19 protein-coding genes are annotated in these 15,796 nt (G+C 54.6%); 11 read left to right on the forward strand and 8 right to left on the reverse strand.

The genetic code is table 11. From position 1 onward, the window contains the following. The first annotated feature begins 163 nt into the window (after window positions 1-163). The 4 genes from GGE33_RS14835 (at window position 164) to GGE33_RS14850 (ending at window position 4,417) form a co-directional block, all read left to right on the forward strand. Window positions 164-463 (forward strand): hypothetical protein, encoded by a 300-nt coding sequence (locus GGE33_RS14835; RefSeq protein ID WP_183824318.1) that lies wholly within the window; start codon window positions 164-166, stop codon window positions 461-463. 132 nt (window positions 464-595) lie between these two features. Further along, window positions 596-2,659, forward strand: a complete 2,064-nt coding sequence (locus tag GGE33_RS14840; RefSeq protein WP_183824321.1) for a hypothetical protein — start codon at window positions 596-598, stop codon at window positions 2,657-2,659. A 401-nt stretch (window positions 2,660-3,060) separates the two neighbouring features. Next, window positions 3,061-4,128, forward strand: a complete 1,068-nt coding sequence (locus GGE33_RS14845) for a COG3904 family protein (RefSeq protein WP_183824324.1) — start codon at window positions 3,061-3,063, stop codon at window positions 4,126-4,128. Window positions 4,129-4,279: 151 nt separating this feature from the next. Next, window positions 4,280-4,417: a pyridoxamine 5'-phosphate oxidase family protein gene (locus tag GGE33_RS14850; RefSeq protein WP_425486661.1), complete on the forward strand. Its 138-nt coding sequence runs from the start codon at window positions 4,280-4,282 to the stop codon at window positions 4,415-4,417. 306 nt (window positions 4,418-4,723) lie between these two features. Here GGE33_RS14850 and GGE33_RS14855 read toward each other — a convergent pair whose 3' ends face one another. After that, window positions 4,724-5,026, reverse strand: coding sequence for a hypothetical protein (locus GGE33_RS14855; protein WP_394353656.1), 303 nt, complete (start codon window positions 5,024-5,026; stop codon window positions 4,724-4,726). 182 nt (window positions 5,027-5,208) lie between these two features. Here GGE33_RS14855 and GGE33_RS14860 point away from each other — a divergent pair, with 182 nt between their 5' ends. Together GGE33_RS14860 and GGE33_RS14865 are read left to right on the forward strand one after the other, a co-directional pair. Further along, window positions 5,209-6,033, forward strand: coding sequence for a DUF1206 domain-containing protein (locus GGE33_RS14860; RefSeq protein ID WP_183824327.1), 825 nt, complete (start codon window positions 5,209-5,211; stop codon window positions 6,031-6,033). Between the two features lie 37 nt (window positions 6,034-6,070). Next, window positions 6,071-6,322 carry a hypothetical protein gene (locus GGE33_RS14865; protein ID WP_183824330.1) on the forward strand — a complete coding sequence of 84 codons (252 nt, stop codon included), beginning with the start codon at window positions 6,071-6,073 and terminating at the stop codon, window positions 6,320-6,322. 71 nt (window positions 6,323-6,393) lie between these two features. On the opposite strand, the gene GGE33_RS14870 is transcribed toward GGE33_RS14865, so the two are convergent. From GGE33_RS14870 to GGE33_RS14890, 5 genes are all read right to left on the reverse strand, one after another. Then, a complete protein-coding gene (locus GGE33_RS14870; RefSeq protein ID WP_183824333.1) occupies window positions 6,394-6,855 on the reverse strand; it encodes an MgtC/SapB family protein in 462 nt (153 codons plus the stop codon). Further along, window positions 6,852-7,454, reverse strand: coding sequence for a DedA family protein (locus GGE33_RS14875; protein WP_183824336.1), 603 nt, complete (start codon window positions 7,452-7,454; stop codon window positions 6,852-6,854). The genes GGE33_RS14870 and GGE33_RS14875 overlap by 4 nt, the downstream gene beginning before the upstream one ends. Before the next feature lie 212 nt (window positions 7,455-7,666). Next, window positions 7,667-8,149 carry a pyridoxamine 5'-phosphate oxidase family protein gene (locus tag GGE33_RS14880; RefSeq protein ID WP_183824338.1) on the reverse strand — a complete coding sequence of 161 codons (483 nt, stop codon included), beginning with the start codon at window positions 8,147-8,149 and terminating at the stop codon, window positions 7,667-7,669. Between the two features lie 184 nt (window positions 8,150-8,333). Beyond that, on the reverse strand, window positions 8,334-8,762 hold the full coding sequence (locus GGE33_RS14885; RefSeq protein WP_246436117.1) for a GNAT family N-acetyltransferase: 429 nt from the start codon (window positions 8,760-8,762) through the stop codon (window positions 8,334-8,336). Between the two features lie 109 nt (window positions 8,763-8,871). After that, a complete protein-coding gene (locus GGE33_RS14890; protein ID WP_246436119.1) occupies window positions 8,872-9,357 on the reverse strand; it encodes an RNase H family protein in 486 nt (161 codons plus the stop codon). A gap of 432 nt (window positions 9,358-9,789) precedes the next feature. Here GGE33_RS14890 and GGE33_RS14895 point away from each other — a divergent pair, with 432 nt between their 5' ends. From GGE33_RS14895 to GGE33_RS14910, 4 genes are all read left to right on the forward strand, one after another. Continuing rightward, window positions 9,790-10,026: a hypothetical protein gene (locus GGE33_RS14895; protein WP_183824341.1), complete on the forward strand. Its 237-nt coding sequence runs from the start codon at window positions 9,790-9,792 to the stop codon at window positions 10,024-10,026. 110 nt (window positions 10,027-10,136) lie between these two features. Then, on the forward strand, window positions 10,137-10,367 hold the full coding sequence (locus GGE33_RS14900; RefSeq protein WP_183824344.1) for a hypothetical protein: 231 nt from the start codon (window positions 10,137-10,139) through the stop codon (window positions 10,365-10,367). A 32-nt stretch (window positions 10,368-10,399) separates the two neighbouring features. Further along, window positions 10,400-10,888, forward strand: coding sequence for a cupin (locus GGE33_RS14905; RefSeq protein WP_183824347.1), 489 nt, complete (start codon window positions 10,400-10,402; stop codon window positions 10,886-10,888). A 60-nt stretch (window positions 10,889-10,948) separates the two neighbouring features. Next, window positions 10,949-11,203, forward strand: coding sequence for a hypothetical protein (locus GGE33_RS14910; protein ID WP_183824350.1), 255 nt, complete (start codon window positions 10,949-10,951; stop codon window positions 11,201-11,203). Between the two features lie 1,214 nt (window positions 11,204-12,417). Here the strand turns inward: GGE33_RS14910 and GGE33_RS14915 are convergent. Then, on the reverse strand, window positions 12,418-12,621 hold the full coding sequence (locus GGE33_RS14915; protein ID WP_183824353.1) for a hypothetical protein: 204 nt from the start codon (window positions 12,619-12,621) through the stop codon (window positions 12,418-12,420). Between the two features lie 831 nt (window positions 12,622-13,452). Here GGE33_RS14915 and GGE33_RS14920 point away from each other — a divergent pair. Beyond that, the gene (locus tag GGE33_RS14920) at window positions 13,453-14,346 is read left to right on the forward strand and encodes a DMT family transporter (RefSeq protein WP_246436121.1); all 894 of its coding nucleotides are present in this window, start codon (window positions 13,453-13,455) and stop codon (window positions 14,344-14,346) included. Between the two features lie 127 nt (window positions 14,347-14,473). Here GGE33_RS14920 and GGE33_RS14925 read toward each other — a convergent pair whose 3' ends face one another. Beyond that, complete coding sequence (locus GGE33_RS14925; protein WP_183824356.1) at window positions 14,474-15,787, reverse strand: NtaA/DmoA family FMN-dependent monooxygenase; 1,314 nt, start codon at window positions 15,785-15,787, stop codon at window positions 14,474-14,476. Between the last annotated feature and the right edge of the window lie 9 nt (window positions 15,788-15,796).

A 15,796-nucleotide genomic window follows, 5' to 3' on the forward strand; every position in this document is an offset into this window, starting at 1 on the left:
TCACGGAAATGCTTTGGCTATTCAAGGAGAAGATGTTGACCAATTTCCATTTCACCGTTGCTCAGGGGGCGAACGACCATCGGCCAATTACAGCTTGGGGCGCGAGTTTCGAATTGTAGCTACCGTTTCCTAGAGACCTGGACGCAAGCAATCGCGATCCTTTTTGGATCTCAAGCGTTTTGGCTACATGGACACTATTCGACCCAAGGGCAGCGGTTCACAAAGCCGCAAGGCGGCCCTCGACCGCTTACGGCAGATCGAGCTGATCGAGTTATCCCTCGACTTCAACCTCGACAGCCTTTTGATTTACGCCGATTCTGTTGCGAAGGAGCGACAGGACCTGACCAGTTTCCTTCTCGATGAATCCCATAGCTGCCATAAACGGAGCACTTGCCAGGCAGCTGCGGCTTCTACAGCCCGAAAATCACATGCCCCTGATCATCGATCTTCCAAACCGGGTTGAATGCGACCTTTCTGGCGTTACCATCCGGGTCTTCGACATAACGAGATCCAGGATTGTTGCTCGATGCGTAGTCTTCGTCGTTGAAGACCGAAACTCATTGCGCTATCGATAATTGCAAATTCCGGGGGATACATGCCGACACTTGCACCTAACGTGATCAATCGCGTCGACAAACTCCCGAAGCCTTCAAATACCGCTCAGGCCATGCAGCCGCTTTTTGAAGCGGTAAGTAATGCGATTTTCGCCATTGAGGACGTCCAAAAGACCCGATCCGATCACCCGGGTACCGTGGACATTTACGTTACCGGTCTTCGCAACGCGGACAAACTCGATATCGAAGTGATCGACAACGGGATTGGCTTGGACGACACCCGATATGAAGCCTTTTGCCAGCTCGACACCGATTTCAAGAAAGAACGCGGCGGCAAAGGCGTTGGGCGCTTGTTCTGGCTCGATTCCTTTAGCGATGTGCGAGTTGAGAGTAAGTACCTCAAAGCCGACAAATTTCACGAACGCGCGTTCGCATTTCTTCTAAACAACGACGAGCAACTTCGCGAGGACGAAGAACGGCGACATCTGTCACGAGTTCGGAACACCGGCACCGTCGTCGTTTTCAAAGGCCTTCGCGAAGCGAACTACAGAAAGCAGTTCCCCGCAAGCGCTGAGCTTTTCAAAAGGTACTTTAGCGCCCACTTTATCGCTGATTTCCTTATGGCGAAGGGCCCGAAAGTCCGTCTGGACATAGATGGCGAAGAAGCGCGATACCCGGAGGCGGTGTCCGGCTTGGTGGTCGGGAAGCCATTTGAGGCCAGCACCGACGAGCATAAGGAGTTCGGCGTCGTCAAAATCACTGGCTTCACCTGCAAGCCGGAGGCCAGTACGGGCTTGGATGGAATGCATCAGCTGCATCTCCTTGCCGACGGTCGAAACGTCGAGCCTCGCAAAATCGACAAGCTGCTTGGTATCGACCGTGTGCATCGCAACGGCGAAGATGACCTCGTTTTTCACGGATGCATCACAGGCGACTATCTGAACCGACATGTGAATGAGGGCCGTACGGCTTTCAATCTCGCCGAGTCCAAGATCAAAGAACTTATTCGGTTCTGCACGGAGTTCATCAAAGATAAATTTTTGACGGAGCAGATCGCGGAGTATTCCGAGGCCCGGCGCGAGGATTATCGGGGTTTCGTTCAGAGGTACCCTATCTATGATTTCGCTGACGAAGATACCCAGTTGGACCGTGTTCCGTTTGGCGCCCGTAGCCCTGAAGAATTCGCAACCGGGCTGGTTAAGTACCAAATCCGACGCGATGAGGCTCGTCAAAATAACATCGAGACGGTGATCAAACTCCTGGAGGACGGTCAGAACGTTTCCGCGACATTTGCTGAGACTGTTATCAAAGCCGCACAGGAGGTACAGAATTCTGAGCGGCTAGCTTTGGCTCAGCACGTCGTCCGCCGAAAATTGGTCCTGGAGCTGCTTGAACGTCTCATTCGGCGGATACGAGATCGCGGAGAGAGAGAGGAAGACTTTCACCTGGAGAGCACCCTGCACTCCCTCATCGTCCCGATGCGGTTAAACGGCAGTGACCCAACCAAGGCCGAGGCCAGCGGCCATGATCTATGGATGGTCGACGAACGCCTGGCGTTCACGCGGTCCTTCTCTTCCGATCAGCGACTTGCGGAGACATTGAAGTCCGGCGGGACCGACGTTCGCCCTGACCTCTTGGTCTGGAACCTTGCTCACGGCTTGGGCGTGGTTGATCCATCCGATGACGGCGCCGAGTTCGACGCTTCCGAGCCGCTTCGAAAAGCGATGATCGTAGAATTCAAGCGGCCAGGTCGCACTCAGTACAAGAAGGCTGAGGATTTAGTGGAGTTGCAGATCACCAAATACCTCCGGCAGCTAAAAAGCGGCGAAATCGAAGCGTTCAACCGGCAGAGCGTGCGAGTTGCCCCGGATTGCATTTTCCACTGCTATGTGATCGCTGACATTAAAGGCGATCTGAAGGAGCAGCTAGCTGGTTGGTCCACCACCGCAAACGGCGAGGGCCGGATCCGCGCTCTTGATAATGAATTCAAGGGCTCGACCATCGAGGTTATACAGTGGCAGGACCTTGTGAATGACGCCTGGGCAAGAAACGTCGCCACTCTTCATGCGGCAGGTCTCAGCAGATCGCAGAAAGCCAAAAACTAACCTCGACGGCGCTCTACGCCAACGCCGGACTCACTGGGATGTGAGGGACGGCGTTTGACGCGTGTGCCCAGCAGGACTTGAGCCTGCAACCGAACGGTTATGAACCGACGGCGCAAACCAATTGAGCTGCAGGCCATCTAAATGGGGGGCCGCAACAACGTGGAGAAATCCGTTTGCAAGCGTCTTCCTGAGGTTCAGCGCAGTTGGCTCAAGGATCGCAACGATTGCGGCGGTCATGCGAGATGCCTGAACGCGGTCTATGAGCAGCGTCTCAACGAGCTGAAGGCCATTGATCTGCCGAGCTAAGAGGATGTAGGCCGGACCTTGCTGCATTTGCAGTACAGGGGGCAGAGACTGCCGATGCAAATGCTCGGTCATCGATCAGGGGAATGCGGGGCGAAATGAAAAGTATCATTGCAGGGTGTTTGGCGGCGATAGCCGCGATGAGTGCGAGTTCGGCAGTGGCTATCGAGATTTCAATGGAGCGTGGAAATGCGACTTCAAAAATAATTGTCACGGGGACTATCGTGCGGGGCGATGCCAAGCGCTTCAAGGATTTCTGGGATGAGAACGCCTACGACTCATGGAACTTCATCGTGTCGCTGGACAGCCCCGGCGGCAGTTTGATGGACGGTATCGAGATCGGACAGTTCATTCGGAAAAATGGTGCGCATACCGAGATCCGCCGATATTCCCCTGAGATAGCAGGCCAGTATTACCGCGAGGAGCGCCCCGACGCAGAATGCTACTCAGCTTGTGCTCTTGCCTTCATGGGCGGAGTGGAACGGGAAGTCGCGCACGATGGCAAGATTGGGTTCCACCAGTTCTCTGGCGGAACCAGCACATCGGCAACGGAAGCCATGGAGACGACCCAGCTCATCTCGGCCTTCCTTGCTGGCTACCTGCGCGACATGGGTGCAAAGCCTGAGCTGTTCGAACACATGTCCGGGACATCGCCGGAGAACATGTTCGTCCCGAGTGCCAGAGAGCTTTCCGCACTCAACATCGTGCCGCAGCTAGGCTTTCATGAATTCAAGCTGATGCCGAAAGATGGTTTGATCGTCGCAACAGCAGTGAACGAACGAAATCCTGGCCCCCTCGAGAGGCTCTACGAGATCGAAACCCTCTGCTGGAAGAAGCGTCCTATCATCAATCTCTATGCGGTCGAAGATGGGCAAGGGCTGTCTCCTGAAATGGCAACCCGCTCGACAACCCACATTGACGGCTTCCGGATAGATACGATTTCTGGCAGCTACGAGTACGGCAAGGACAATATTCGCCTCTATCCGAACCAGAGACTGCTGGCCTCTCTGGTCATCGATCCCAAGGTTGCCAGAGCTTTGGGCGGTGGAAGTGGAATGGTTGCCGTGAACAGTTACACAGCTTCGGGAGTGTTTATCAGTGGACGCATCGAGGCCCCACCCGGTGGGGATCAGGCTATTCTCGCCAGCTTTCGAGATTGCCTTTAACGGTCCGGACTTTCCTGATCTTGATTGGCACCATCCGGTCCATAAGCTAAGTTCTCCCGCGTTTTGACGGGAGGGCCCACGGATGTGCAATCTCTATCACATGGACTGGGTTCGGAAATGGGCTGTCGATCTCGAGAGCCTGATCAACCTGATGCCTTGGGTGAGTGAGTTGGAGAGATGGTTTCCTGAGGGCGCCGATACAGCTGGGCTTGTTCTCATAAAGGTCTCGGCGAGATCAATCGAATATTGGGACGGAGAAGAAAACGGGCGTGTGAACCTGCCGGGGTAGATGCGGTAGCTGGAGGAGCGGTCTAACCGAAACAAGATCTGGACGAACTTCGGCGACGCTTTCCAAGCGGTGCGGCGTAATTCTTGAAAGTTCCGGTCATAACCGCTCTCCCATCGCCGTCGCGTCCTGCCCATCTAGCGATGCTCTTCTTACCGGACGGAAGGGGGCTCCCCCCCTTAAGCCCCGAACGCTTGTAGCAATCATGAGCCCGTGAACAGTAAGATAAATGGAGGCTACCGCCTTAGCGAAAGTCAAATTCCCCGCTAGGAAGATCAGAAGCTCACGGCCGTTCGGGGGCTGCGCCGACTAGATTCCCGATCCATCAAGTTCTTCGTCGCTCTGACCTTGCCACGCGGGGACGGTCATATGATCGAGCTCGGCTGCAGGCATCGGCATCCAGCATTTTAGTTCAGGCTCAGCATATTCAATGATCAATCCTGGTGCGGAATCCGAGGAACGCCAGCCACCGTCACCGAATTGATCAGCTTTCGACCAATAGGCGAGATCGACAGCTCCAGGCCCCTGCTCTGAAGGATAGATCGTCACAAGTATCCGACTGCCATCTTTTGGCGCAGTCCGCATGTGTCGCCAGTGACTTTGCTCTACCACTGAATTCTCCAATCTTGTGGAGGCAGTGTCTTCCAGGCTTGCCGAGTGGTCAATAGGAGCCGCAGCATGAACCTATACAAACCAGAATAGCGAACAAAAGGCCGTAGGCGGGATAGTCCCCTGCCCTTTGGCAACGACAGTCGCTTTCGCGCGTTGACATGCCGAACAACCGGGAGGTGGATATGCGAGAAGTGATGCGTTTCGAACTACTGGCAAAACTAGGCTATGCCGCCCGCGGCATTGTGTTTCTTCTGGTTGCGGCTCTGGCACTCTTCTCGGGGATAGCCGGTGGGCAGCCAGAAACGAAAACAGCGATCTCCACCCTGCTGCAACAGCCACTCGGCCGCGTCTGGGTTGGGTTGATTGGTCTTGGTCTCCTTGGATTTGTGGCCTGGCGGCTGGCTCAGTCGATCGCTGATGCCGATGGGCAGGGCAACGACGGCAAAGCCATGGTGATACGGGCCGCGCTCCTCGGTAGCGCAGTGACCTACACCGGTCTCGCTTTTTTCGCCCTTGGGCATGCGGTGAGTGCGAGTAGCGATAGCGGTGGATCAGGGGAGAAAGGGCTCGCCCAGTGGGTGATGTCGCAGCCCTTCGGCTCATATGTAGCAATCGCTATCGGGATTGGACTGATCGTGGGGGGCATTGTCACTGGAGCTAAAGGCGCTCTTCGGAAATTCGAGAAGTATATCCACTTCCCCGATCGGAATGGGTTGCTCTCTTATATCTGTATATACGGTCTTATCGCACGCGGTGCCGTCTTTTCTGTTACCGGGGTATTATTTGCGTACGCTGGCTTCAAGGTCGATCCGGATCAGGCAGGCGGTATCTCTGACGCGCTAGAGTGGCTTCGCGAATTGCCTTTCGGCTCCGTTCTTTATGTCGTCATTGCAATCGGCCTAGCGGCATTTGGGATCTACAATTTAATTGCTGCCCATTATCGCACCGTCAAAGAGCCAAGGCTCGATGATGTGAAACGTGCGGTGCCCATGAACTTACGCCGCTAAGACAGCCCTTACGCGTAAGCCTGGAGGAGAAGAACACATGAATTCGTCATCGGTCTTCAATGTGGACCAACTCAATATAATCAGGGACGCCCACCTGGAGTGGTGCGCTGAAAACTCGGTTGCCCCCCAAAGCCCGTTGGGGGAAGAAGCCGCAGCATTTCTGATCAGAGCGTTCGACGTTGAACATGACGATGTCGATGGTCTGATCGCGGCGCTTGATCACCATATGAGAGAACGTGGGCGTCACGTGCAAATCGGATCAACGAGCATACCATCAAAAGATGATTAAGCGAGCACGCTTACGCAGAGGCTCGATACTGCCAAATCGACCGCTCCCAAAACGCAATTTCGCCTTCGCTATCATCCGCCATCATCCGGTTCGTCTCTGGCTGCTTTGAAGTTCGCCATAATTCGGAGAGTGGCAAAGGTGACTATCGAAAGAACAATTGCGGTGTCATAGGCTCCAAGTCCGACCGCGGTACCGATCGCGCCCGTCGCCCATATGCTCGCGGCAGTCGCCGTCCCGCGTGTTCCAAGTTTCCCTACAAGGATGGCTCCGCCGCCAATAAAGCCGACTCCGTTGATAATACCCTCAACGATGCGAGCCGTCGCCTCGGCATTGCCAACAGTAACGGTTTCCGCAGCCTGAACGAACCCACAGGCGGCAATAGCGACGAGAGGAAAGGTGCGCAAACCCGCGCTCCGCTCATTTTTCTCACGATCCCAAGCGATCGGCAGCGCAAGGACATACGCAACAAGCAGCGCGATCAAATGGGGGACGATGTTGAGTTCCACGCCCACAGAAGCCAACCACTCGCTCACGTTCGCTCCTTTTTGAAGGTAACAACCCGGTAGAGGTAATAGCCGACCAAAATTATCAGGACGGCAGTCGAAACGGGATCCACAAAGTCTTGGATCACACTGTATGCCTGTCCCAGCAGATAACCTGCCAAAGCCAACGCCGCCGTCCATACGAACGTGCCAATCGACGAGAAAAGGAGAAAAGTCCCCAATGGCATGTTGGCGACGCCAGCGGGTACGGAGATAAGTGTCCGCACCGTGGGGATGAGCCTCCCCAGCAGGACCGAAGAATTTCCGTGCCGCTTGAAACGGTCAGATGCTGCATCGACATCGGATGGCGACATGGTGAGCCAACGACCATGGCTATCCGCCAGACGACGAACGCCGTCGTGGCCGAACCGACGCCCAAGATAGTACCAAGGGAGCGTACCGAACAGAGAACCTACCGTTCCGGCGGCGATCACCACGAAGATATTCATGTCACCGCGCGTCGCCAGATAACCCGCAAGAGGCATGATCAGCTCGGACGGTATTGGCGGGAAAACGTTCTCAAGGAACATGAGCAGGCCAATGCCGAATGGGCCAAGGCGCTGCATCATCATTTGCACGAAAGCTTCCATGATCACACTTATTCAGTAAAGACGTAGGGACCGCCCTCTTCGAGCGCGTTGAGATGAGCAAGCCGAGCATGGATGCGTTCCAGCCATTCTGTTATGGCCGGTCTATCCTCAGCCAGGTTTCCTCGCACATTAGTCGCCTCGAGCGGAAGGCTCATTATAATGCCAGCTGCGCTGATCTCATCGCTAGCAAAAAGCATCATCAAACTCCGCCGCTACATCTGGACCTTGGCGTTGTCGCCCATGTCTGGACGTGAGTTGCTAACAGCCGCCGCCGCCATTTTGATATAGCTGATGATGGTGCCCGGGCTGTCCCAGTATTCTGCGAAGGACGGCGTCACCTTGAGAATGCGGATCGACGGATCGTCGGCGTTGTCCCACCAGGCCTTCGCAGGCGTCGCCCATAGATCGCGGATCTTCTCACGGTCATTCTGGATTTCAGCGGTTCCGGAGACTGAAACGTACTTTTGGCCCTTCGAGTCAGCGAAGGCGAGGCACACATTTGGATAACGTGCGATCTCTTCGTCCTTATGGCTCGCCACGTCGGTCAAAAAATAGAACGCATTGTCGATGCGCTCGCTGTATGCCGACATTGGACGAGATCGGAGATCGGACCCGTTTTGCGTCGTCAGCATGCAGAACCCGATTTTTTCCGCCAGGTCCCAAACCATCGAAATTTGATCTTCTTCGTGCGCCATTTTGAACTCCTCTGTGACGCCAGAGAACGATAGCTACGAACGATTGTTCCCCACTGTGAACAACATTGAAGCGATCAAGACGTTGTCCAGTTTTCCAGCGGCATGGATGACCTGAGACTCTCCAGCAGGGCTATAGATGAGAGCTTGAAGAGAGAGCTTTCGGCGAAAACGTGACCGCCTACCGTCACCTCTTTACGAGATGTGACATCCCGACGGACCGCGGCGCGGTGGGCCTGAAGCCGAATTTTTCATACAATTTATTCGCAGGCACGTCCGCGATCAGGCTGATATACGCCGTAGTCGGCAGCTCGTTCTGCACAAAGTCCATAATCGAGGCCATGATCATCTTACCGAGGCCACGCCCCTGATGGTCAGGATGGACTGCGATGTCAGTCACCTGAAAGAAACATCCGCCATCGCCGATCAGTCGCCCCATGCCGACAGCGACTCCTTCATGGTGTACGACGGCGGCGAAGATCGTGCCCTTTAGCCCAATCTCAGCAGCCTCTTTCGAGAAAGGCGTCAGGCCACTTATTTTGCGGAGACGCATATAGTCTTCGATCTCAGGTATCTGGTTCACTAACGAATAAGCATTCGCGTCATTAGAAGCCATCACTCACCCTCTTCACATATGAGCCACATCAAAATTGCGGCCCAGAATTTTCATGGACGCAATTGATAATGCTGACAGATGTTGAATTCAAAATGAAATCCAAGCTTAGTCAGAAGCCGCCACGATGGGCCGCTGCAGCGTGAGCTAACCGGCTCGCTCCAGCTAGAAAATCGGCACGATCATTGCCAACAAGGCCCTCATGCGCTTTGCACCATTTGATGTGGATGTACGCGTTTTCAGCTAGCACACGATCTAGGCGCTTCCAAATATCGCGATCAGGTGACGGTCGCCGCCGATTTCGGGGATTGCGGTCTATTTTCCTCCAGCCGTTGTTTCGCCAGATCGGTAGCGAACGCTGGACGCCCTCCATCACATAAAATGAATCAGTCCACACCAAGACCTGGTCTTGTAATGCCATCGACGCCGACCATTGTGCGGCATGCAAGGCGGCGAGCACTTCGAAACTATTGTTTGAATCGCCTTCATCGCTTCCACACTGATGGCCTTTTTCCACCCCATCGAGATAAGCGACGAAAGCCCATCCGCCGATCTGGGTTTTTCTGTCGTAGGAACCGTCAGTAAATAGTTCGAGCAAAAGCAGATCCTGCAAAAGGGAAGCTTATCGAAGGCCTCAATATGACCGCGCCGATTGAGCAGACAGATTGAGAACAACTCTGCTCCAGCCGTTCTCTCAGGTGGCTCTGGCGTACAACGCTCGAGTTTGTGGATCTTACGCATTATCGATCAGGCCGCAATTGTGGACGCATGGAAATTTTGCAGCAACCTACTGCAAAATCTGCTCGGAAGGCCAAGCGGCAGCAGACGACTTCTTGTGAACATGGTCTTTGGGCGAGAGCTCTTTAATGTCCGGGCACTTGTAGCGCAGGTCGCCTCAGACTCGGGAATGGGATATCAACCCATTGCTACGCGTCAGGACCTGCGAATGCCGTCCCTTCGCTGAGCAGCCGACTTGCGCCGATGCAAAATCCGAATGACAATTTAGATAATGCAACACGGACGATCATTGATGCCAGAATATTTGATCGACGCCTATTCGATGGCGACCTACTGGGTTACAGCCGCGACTGAGGAGGAGGCCGTCGAAGAAGTAAAAGGCCAAACCCGGGGTCTTGATCTCCAGATCCAAGTCGGACGCAAAACCTCAGTCATTCTTATCGACGTAACTTCTAGGGACGACGACCCCGAGGTCGTTGACGTGCGCGATGACGACGGATTTGACGACGATGGAGAACATCCTGAATGACTGGAACCGGCATAGAGTAGCGTCAATCCCGCATTTCGTTGCTCCCAGAACAGGGAACCACCGCCGCCATTTGAGGTTTACTCGCCGGGATCTCAAATGGAGGCATAGATATGGAAAACTCATCGAAAGCACTTGCAGAACGTTACCAGGAGTTAGGTGGCCGCAGGGTCGCGGTAATTGATGACAATCTGGGGTCCTCGCGAGACTGGGATGGTGATCCACCTCAAGCAGCAGCCTTCTGGCGAGAGAACATCGCTTCGCTTTCCGACCGGGAACGCCGCGATGTCGAAACCTATCTTCCCACTTTAAACGATGAAAGCGATGAGCCGGGGCCCGGATGACCGGTCAGCGCTCAGCTTGAAGGAAGTGAGCAATGGAAATCGAGCAAGTTGTCTTTAAAGCGAGCGATTGGGTGCCAAACAACCAGCGACGTCCGGTCGTTGTCTACAAAGCTGCGTTGATCAGTGGCAGCTCATCGGATTTTGAAGCAGCCTTCGAGGATAACGGATGGACTGGTGTCTGGCGCAATGGTGTATTTGACTATCAGCACTACCATGCGGGAGCACATGAGGTCCTGGGCATAGGTCGCGGTCGAGCCAGACTTCTTATCGGAGGTCCAGACGGTCGCGCCATCGATGTGTCACGAGGGGACTGTTTGATCCTTCCAGCTGGGACGGGTCATCAGAACCTCGAATCGTCCTCTGATTTCCAGGTTGTCGGCGCATATCCTGGATCTGACAAAGCCGACATTCAAACGAGCGCGGCCACTGCGGAAATGCTGGAGAAAATCGCATCGTTGCCAGTCCCTAAAACAGACCCCCTTTTTGGTTCGCAAGGTTTCCTGGTGGATGCATGGCGGTAAGGCGAGAAACGAAATCCTAACGCCGCTCCGCTACGACAGCAGAACAACGGGAAGCGCGAAATGGCTTGGAGCCTAGTCTACACCTTTACACTGGTGATGGTTATGATCGCTGCGCTGCGGTCTGGCGCACTTCTCCGACTTCTAGTTCTGCTGGCGGTATCGGTGATTGCCACGTTGGCCTTGGCAACGATGAAGTTCGACGAGCATTTTCTCTGGGCCGGTCTGATCGTCCCTCCTGCCATTTCGCTTACGACAGTCGCATTGGCTTCCGTCTTCGATCGTATCACTCGCAGAGCATGGCACATCCAAACCTGATCTGGGATCGCTACGTATTTCGCACGGAACGCCCACTACATCGCAGGTAAGCCATCCACTTATGTCGGATCGCGACGAACAGTCTTATCGGATTAAGGCTTCAATGAGCGAAGCGCCGCCGATTGGCGCCACGATGGCAGCTACGAGATTGAACGCAAGGATCCAAATCACGACCTTCTCCTCCAGCCGGGATAGCTTCCGCGGTTCCCGCGGCCTTTCGGGGCGGGAATAGTATCCGTTTAGGTCTCTAAACATATCTCCCTCCTTCGCGCTCTCAATGGGTCGCCGCCGATTTCAGCGGGCTTGAATTGCAGCTACACGACTGCCCCAGGATAGCATAAATCCAAGACAACTCACCTCTCGCCTATTTTACAGGAGCTAAGGAACTGAATTCAGTGGTCACGTAGAAGCCTGAATTGCTAGTGAAGGCTCATGAGGCGCACTGAACCATTCTCCAGCAAGTGTATCCCCATATCCAACATCTGACGTGGTTACCGACCATGTCGGCGCTCGACCACGGCAGTCGCCTCCCGACACACGAGTTTTGTTGCCAGTCGAGCATTCGGCATCGTCTAACCTCAGTGCTATCGCTTGGGATGTATCGTTGCTCATTTGTGCTGCCTTGATTTTCACGATGCTGACTAACGAGCAACTAGCCCAAGGGATGCACGCTAAATGCGCCGCACCTCATAAAAATCTTACTGCCTAAGAAGCATTGGCCCCTGACGCTCAGCCTGCCCCCCTTGCGGCCCGTCCCCCTCGATGGTGGGCTGTTGCTGCTCCTTGGCGCCCAACTTTCTCACGGCAGCGTCCGGGACATTAGTAGAATTACGGGAACGAAGGTGAGCTTCGATCGGTTTCCCTCATGAAGGAGAAACTATGCCATACCTTGCCAGCCGTCACTCCCCCGAAACCGAACAGCCAAAGCCGATCACGAACTATCGGAAACTACTCTTGGCGATTATGTCAGTGATTTTTGCAGTAGGTGTGCTGAGCGTGTGCGTCCTGTCCGTCACGGCGACGTGAGCATCCTCAGCCGGTTCCCCGGTACCAGTTCGATTTTCTTCTGGCTCTCCAGATAGAGCAAAGCGTTCAGAATTTGGTTTTGGCTATAGCCTGCCCTCATTAGCGGTGGCCTGACCTCATATAGACTGATGCATACTTCAGGCATCGCTGCCAACAAACGAAGCTGCCCCAAGACCGCATCGATCATATCAGTGGTCACGCTCGAATTTCGGGAGCCAGCCACGAACGATGCCACTACTCAGATATAGTGACGCCGTCTCCAACTGCTCACACAGGAATTCTGCATCCGCGATAACTGAACGCAGTGCAGCTAACGCATTGCCGCCGAAAGCATCCAGTACAGCTTGAGCCTGGTCGATTTCGCCCTCTTCGATGCGGTTAACAGCAGACATCACAAGCCTCCATTTGACAGGGTAATGTTCACTTTATGTTCTCTTTGGGAAACTGAGTCAACGTGGATAAGCTGGTCCAATTCTACGCCATTGTAACTCTTCGAATCTTTTTCCCACGCATCGTTGTGATCTGGCTTAGGTCCAAAGAGGGTCGATAAATGTGCTTTACAGCTGTCGAAGCGCTGCAATCACGCGATCTCAGCGTGCTTGAAAGCGTCCTGAACGGCATCCGATAAGAACGCGCGATTACCGTCGGCAATACGAGCCAAAGCTCTGACCAACGACCTCGCCAACCTATGGCACGCAGATTTTGGATCACGAGGAACTGAGAGCGATGCTCAAGCCGCTCGATGACTACTTAATCCACCAAGGCAAATTCGAGACGAAAGCGTCCTGCTGGAGCGAGATACGCGCCAATGCATGCTTACGGTGCCCACGCTGCGACGGCGAGCACAAGCATTACAAACAAGATCATCAGGTAGTCGGCCATCTCATTGGAGCGGCCAGATCAGCCACAGTGAAAGCGCTATGATCACGAGAAGAGCGGCATTCAAGCCGCAATAAAAAGCAAACTCATGTTGATGGTGCATAATAAATCCTCCTCACTGCCGAACAGTCGTCGACGAGAAGAGGTTCCTGCAATGTTTGTAGTCCCCTTTGCTTACCAGGAAGCAGAACACCAACAGGATATACCGTGAATATCCACCGAACGTCCGCAACTAAACGGTGTGAAGTTGGAAAACTGTCCATGCCACTCGACTACAATCAGTCTCTAGTCAAAGCGCGATGATAACCGGTAGAAGGACATTCATTTGAATGTGGATCCAGTGAATGTCGCAAGCCTCTATGCAACGCGATGCATCGTTGAACTCGCGTGGTGCGCTTTTCATGATCGCCGCGATGGCATTCTTTGCCGTGGAAGATGCCTGTTTGAAGGCTGTCGCAGCGTCCTTACCAGTAAGCCAGATCCTTATCCTGTTTGGAACCGTCGGCGTTCTCGTCTTCAGTGGGCTTGCGTTAAGGGCCAAAGAAAGACCGCTGGCAGCAAACGCCCTCTCCCCCTTAATCTTGGCCCGCTCACTATCCGACACGATGGGTCGGCTTTTTTATATGCTGGCAATCGCGCTGACGCCGCTTTCGACAGCATCGGCCATCCTGCAGGCCACTCCATTGGTCGTAATCGGCTGTGCTGGTCTGTTTGGCGAGCGCGTCAGCGCCAGACGGTGGCTATCTGTGTTCGCTGGTTTCGGAGGCGTTGTTTGCGTACTCAGACCTGGCGCAGAGGGCTTTAGCATTTTGTCTTTGCTGGCGGTCATTGCAATGCTTGGGTTCGCTGGTCGAGATCTGGCGACCCGTGCCGCGCCCCTACACATGTCTCACCGGCAACTAGGCGTGTTGGGTTTCTCAGTGCTTGTCATATCTGGCTTGATTGCCGCTCCGTTCGCAGGACCGATGGTCATTCCGGAGGTCAAGACCATCCTGATCCTGTTACTCGGGTCGGCTTCTGGCATCGTAGCTTACAGCGCACTGACCACGGCTATGCGGACTGGTCAGATAGCAGCGGTAACACCCTTTAGATACACGCGCCTCGTATTCGCGATCGTCGCGGGGTTCGTCGTCTTCCAAGAACGCCCAGATCTTTGGACGGTGGTAGGGTCAATCATAATCGTTGGATCTGGAATCTTTGCACTGTCAGAACGTAAAAAGGTAATACAACAGATATGATGTCGCCGTCCCGTTTGACGAGCACACAGGCAGACAGCCCTAGATATGCCGCCGGATCTTTCCGACGGGCGGACTCGAGGCATCAGCTCCCTGACGGGCTAATAGCTATCAAACCTTCCCCTATGGATCAGGCATCGACAAGCCGCTTTTCTTGGACCGTAGTCCGCGGCCGCCCCTCAAGGTCATAGCGTTCACGCAGTGTGGCGTCCTCGTATTCTCTCGGATATAGCCCCCTGCTCTGAAGGATCGGAACGACTTCTTCCAGGATCAGCGATAAGTCCTCACCAACGGAATGCGGATTGAATGTGAACCCGTCCACGGCCCCAGATCGCCACCAGGTTTCGATATCGTCGGCAATCTCGTTTGGCGTACCGACAACAAGGCGATGATTTTCAGCACGCCTCTGCAAAACCTGGCGGAACGAGAGGTTCTCTTCTTCGACGAGATCGACCAATGCTCGGAAAAATCCCTGAGGGAGGCTCCCGCCTGGTTTGAGCGTTTCAATGACCAATGGGGCATCAGGATCAAATTGCCCAAAGTTCAAAGACAGCTGCTCGGCCAGTCGCTCAGCTCTTGGGCCGTCTACGGGCGTTGCCTCGTCCTCTGCCGCGGCTTTCCGGGCAACCTCTTCCGACGTTGAACCTGTGATCACACGAAGGCCAGGCAGGATGCGGATCGTAGGGTCACTGCGCCCTGCTTTTGTGGCAGCTGCCAAAAGCTCCTGGCGGTAGGCCAGCGTTCCCTTTTTGCTATGCGCAACGGCATAGATGATGTCGGCATGCGTCCCGCCAAGCGCAATACCCTGTGATGAGGCACCAGCCTGGCAGATAACCGGAGGGCCGAACGGCGCGTTGGGGACCGTCAGTGGCCCTTTGATGGAGAAATATTCTCCGTCATGGTCGATCGGCTGTCCGCGCAAAGTATGGTCGCCTTCACCCCCCTGATCCCAGCTTTGCCAAAGTCGGCGCACGACGTCTGTCGCCTCATCCGCTTGGGAATAGCGGCTCGCATGGTCACCGAGCGGCTGGTTTCCATAGTTTTCGGCGACATCGGGATTCCAAGTCGCAACGACATTCCAACCGACCCGTCCCTTCGATAACCAGTTGAGGGACTGGAGTCGCCGAGCGAGATTGTAAGGGTGGTTCAGCGTCGTGGAGGCAGTATAAATACCGCCTATATCCGGAACGGCTGCCAAGATCATCGAAAGGATGATGAGTGGGTCGAGCGTATGTTTTGGCGGCTCGGTCACGTTCCGGTACAGGACCGGATGATCCGCAAGAAACACAGCATCAATCCGCGCAGCCTGAGCGGCACGAGCAATCTTCAGATACTCCTCGAGATCGGTGAACCGGTCGTCCCATTCGAGGCGACCATCAACTTCCCGCCTACGACCGGAAATGTGCAGAGAAAGATTGAGATGGATACGTCTGGAAGACTGCACAGCTGCTCT

It is taken from the genome of Aliirhizobium cellulosilyticum (genome assembly GCF_014198105.1).
Lineage (GTDB): Bacteria > Pseudomonadota > Alphaproteobacteria > Rhizobiales > Rhizobiaceae > Neorhizobium > Neorhizobium cellulosilyticum.

Bases quoted from the DNA above. Each gene is read 5' to 3' on its own strand.
- GGE33_RS14860 (WP_183824327.1), top strand. From the start codon at position 5,209: ATGCGAGAAGTGATGCGTTTCGAACTACTGGCAAAACTAGGCTATGCC.
- GGE33_RS14910 (WP_183824350.1), top strand. From the start codon at position 10,949: ATGGCTTGGAGCCTAGTCTACACCTTTACACTGGTGATGGTTATGATC.
- GGE33_RS14840 (WP_183824321.1), top strand. From the start codon at position 596: ATGCCGACACTTGCACCTAACGTGATCAATCGCGTCGACAAACTCCCG.
- GGE33_RS14880 (WP_183824338.1), bottom strand. From the start codon at position 8,149: ATGGCGCACGAAGAAGATCAAATTTCGATGGTTTGGGACCTGGCGGAA.
- GGE33_RS14905 (WP_183824347.1), top strand. From the start codon at position 10,400: ATGGAAATCGAGCAAGTTGTCTTTAAAGCGAGCGATTGGGTGCCAAAC.
- GGE33_RS14885 (WP_246436117.1), bottom strand. From the start codon at position 8,762: ATGGCTTCTAATGACGCGAATGCTTATTCGTTAGTGAACCAGATACCT.
- GGE33_RS14920 (WP_246436121.1), top strand. From the start codon at position 13,453: ATGTCGCAAGCCTCTATGCAACGCGATGCATCGTTGAACTCGCGTGGT.
- GGE33_RS14875 (WP_183824336.1), bottom strand. From the start codon at position 7,454: ATGGAAGCTTTCGTGCAAATGATGATGCAGCGCCTTGGCCCATTCGGC.
- GGE33_RS14900 (WP_183824344.1), top strand. From the start codon at position 10,137: ATGGAAAACTCATCGAAAGCACTTGCAGAACGTTACCAGGAGTTAGGT.
- GGE33_RS14915 (WP_183824353.1), bottom strand. From the start codon at position 12,621: ATGTCTGCTGTTAACCGCATCGAAGAGGGCGAAATCGACCAGGCTCAA.
- GGE33_RS14845 (WP_183824324.1), top strand. From the start codon at position 3,061: ATGAAAAGTATCATTGCAGGGTGTTTGGCGGCGATAGCCGCGATGAGT.
- GGE33_RS14865 (WP_183824330.1), top strand. From the start codon at position 6,071: ATGAATTCGTCATCGGTCTTCAATGTGGACCAACTCAATATAATCAGG.
- GGE33_RS14850 (WP_425486661.1), top strand. From the start codon at position 4,280: ATGCCTTGGGTGAGTGAGTTGGAGAGATGGTTTCCTGAGGGCGCCGAT.
- GGE33_RS14895 (WP_183824341.1), top strand. From the start codon at position 9,790: ATGCCAGAATATTTGATCGACGCCTATTCGATGGCGACCTACTGGGTT.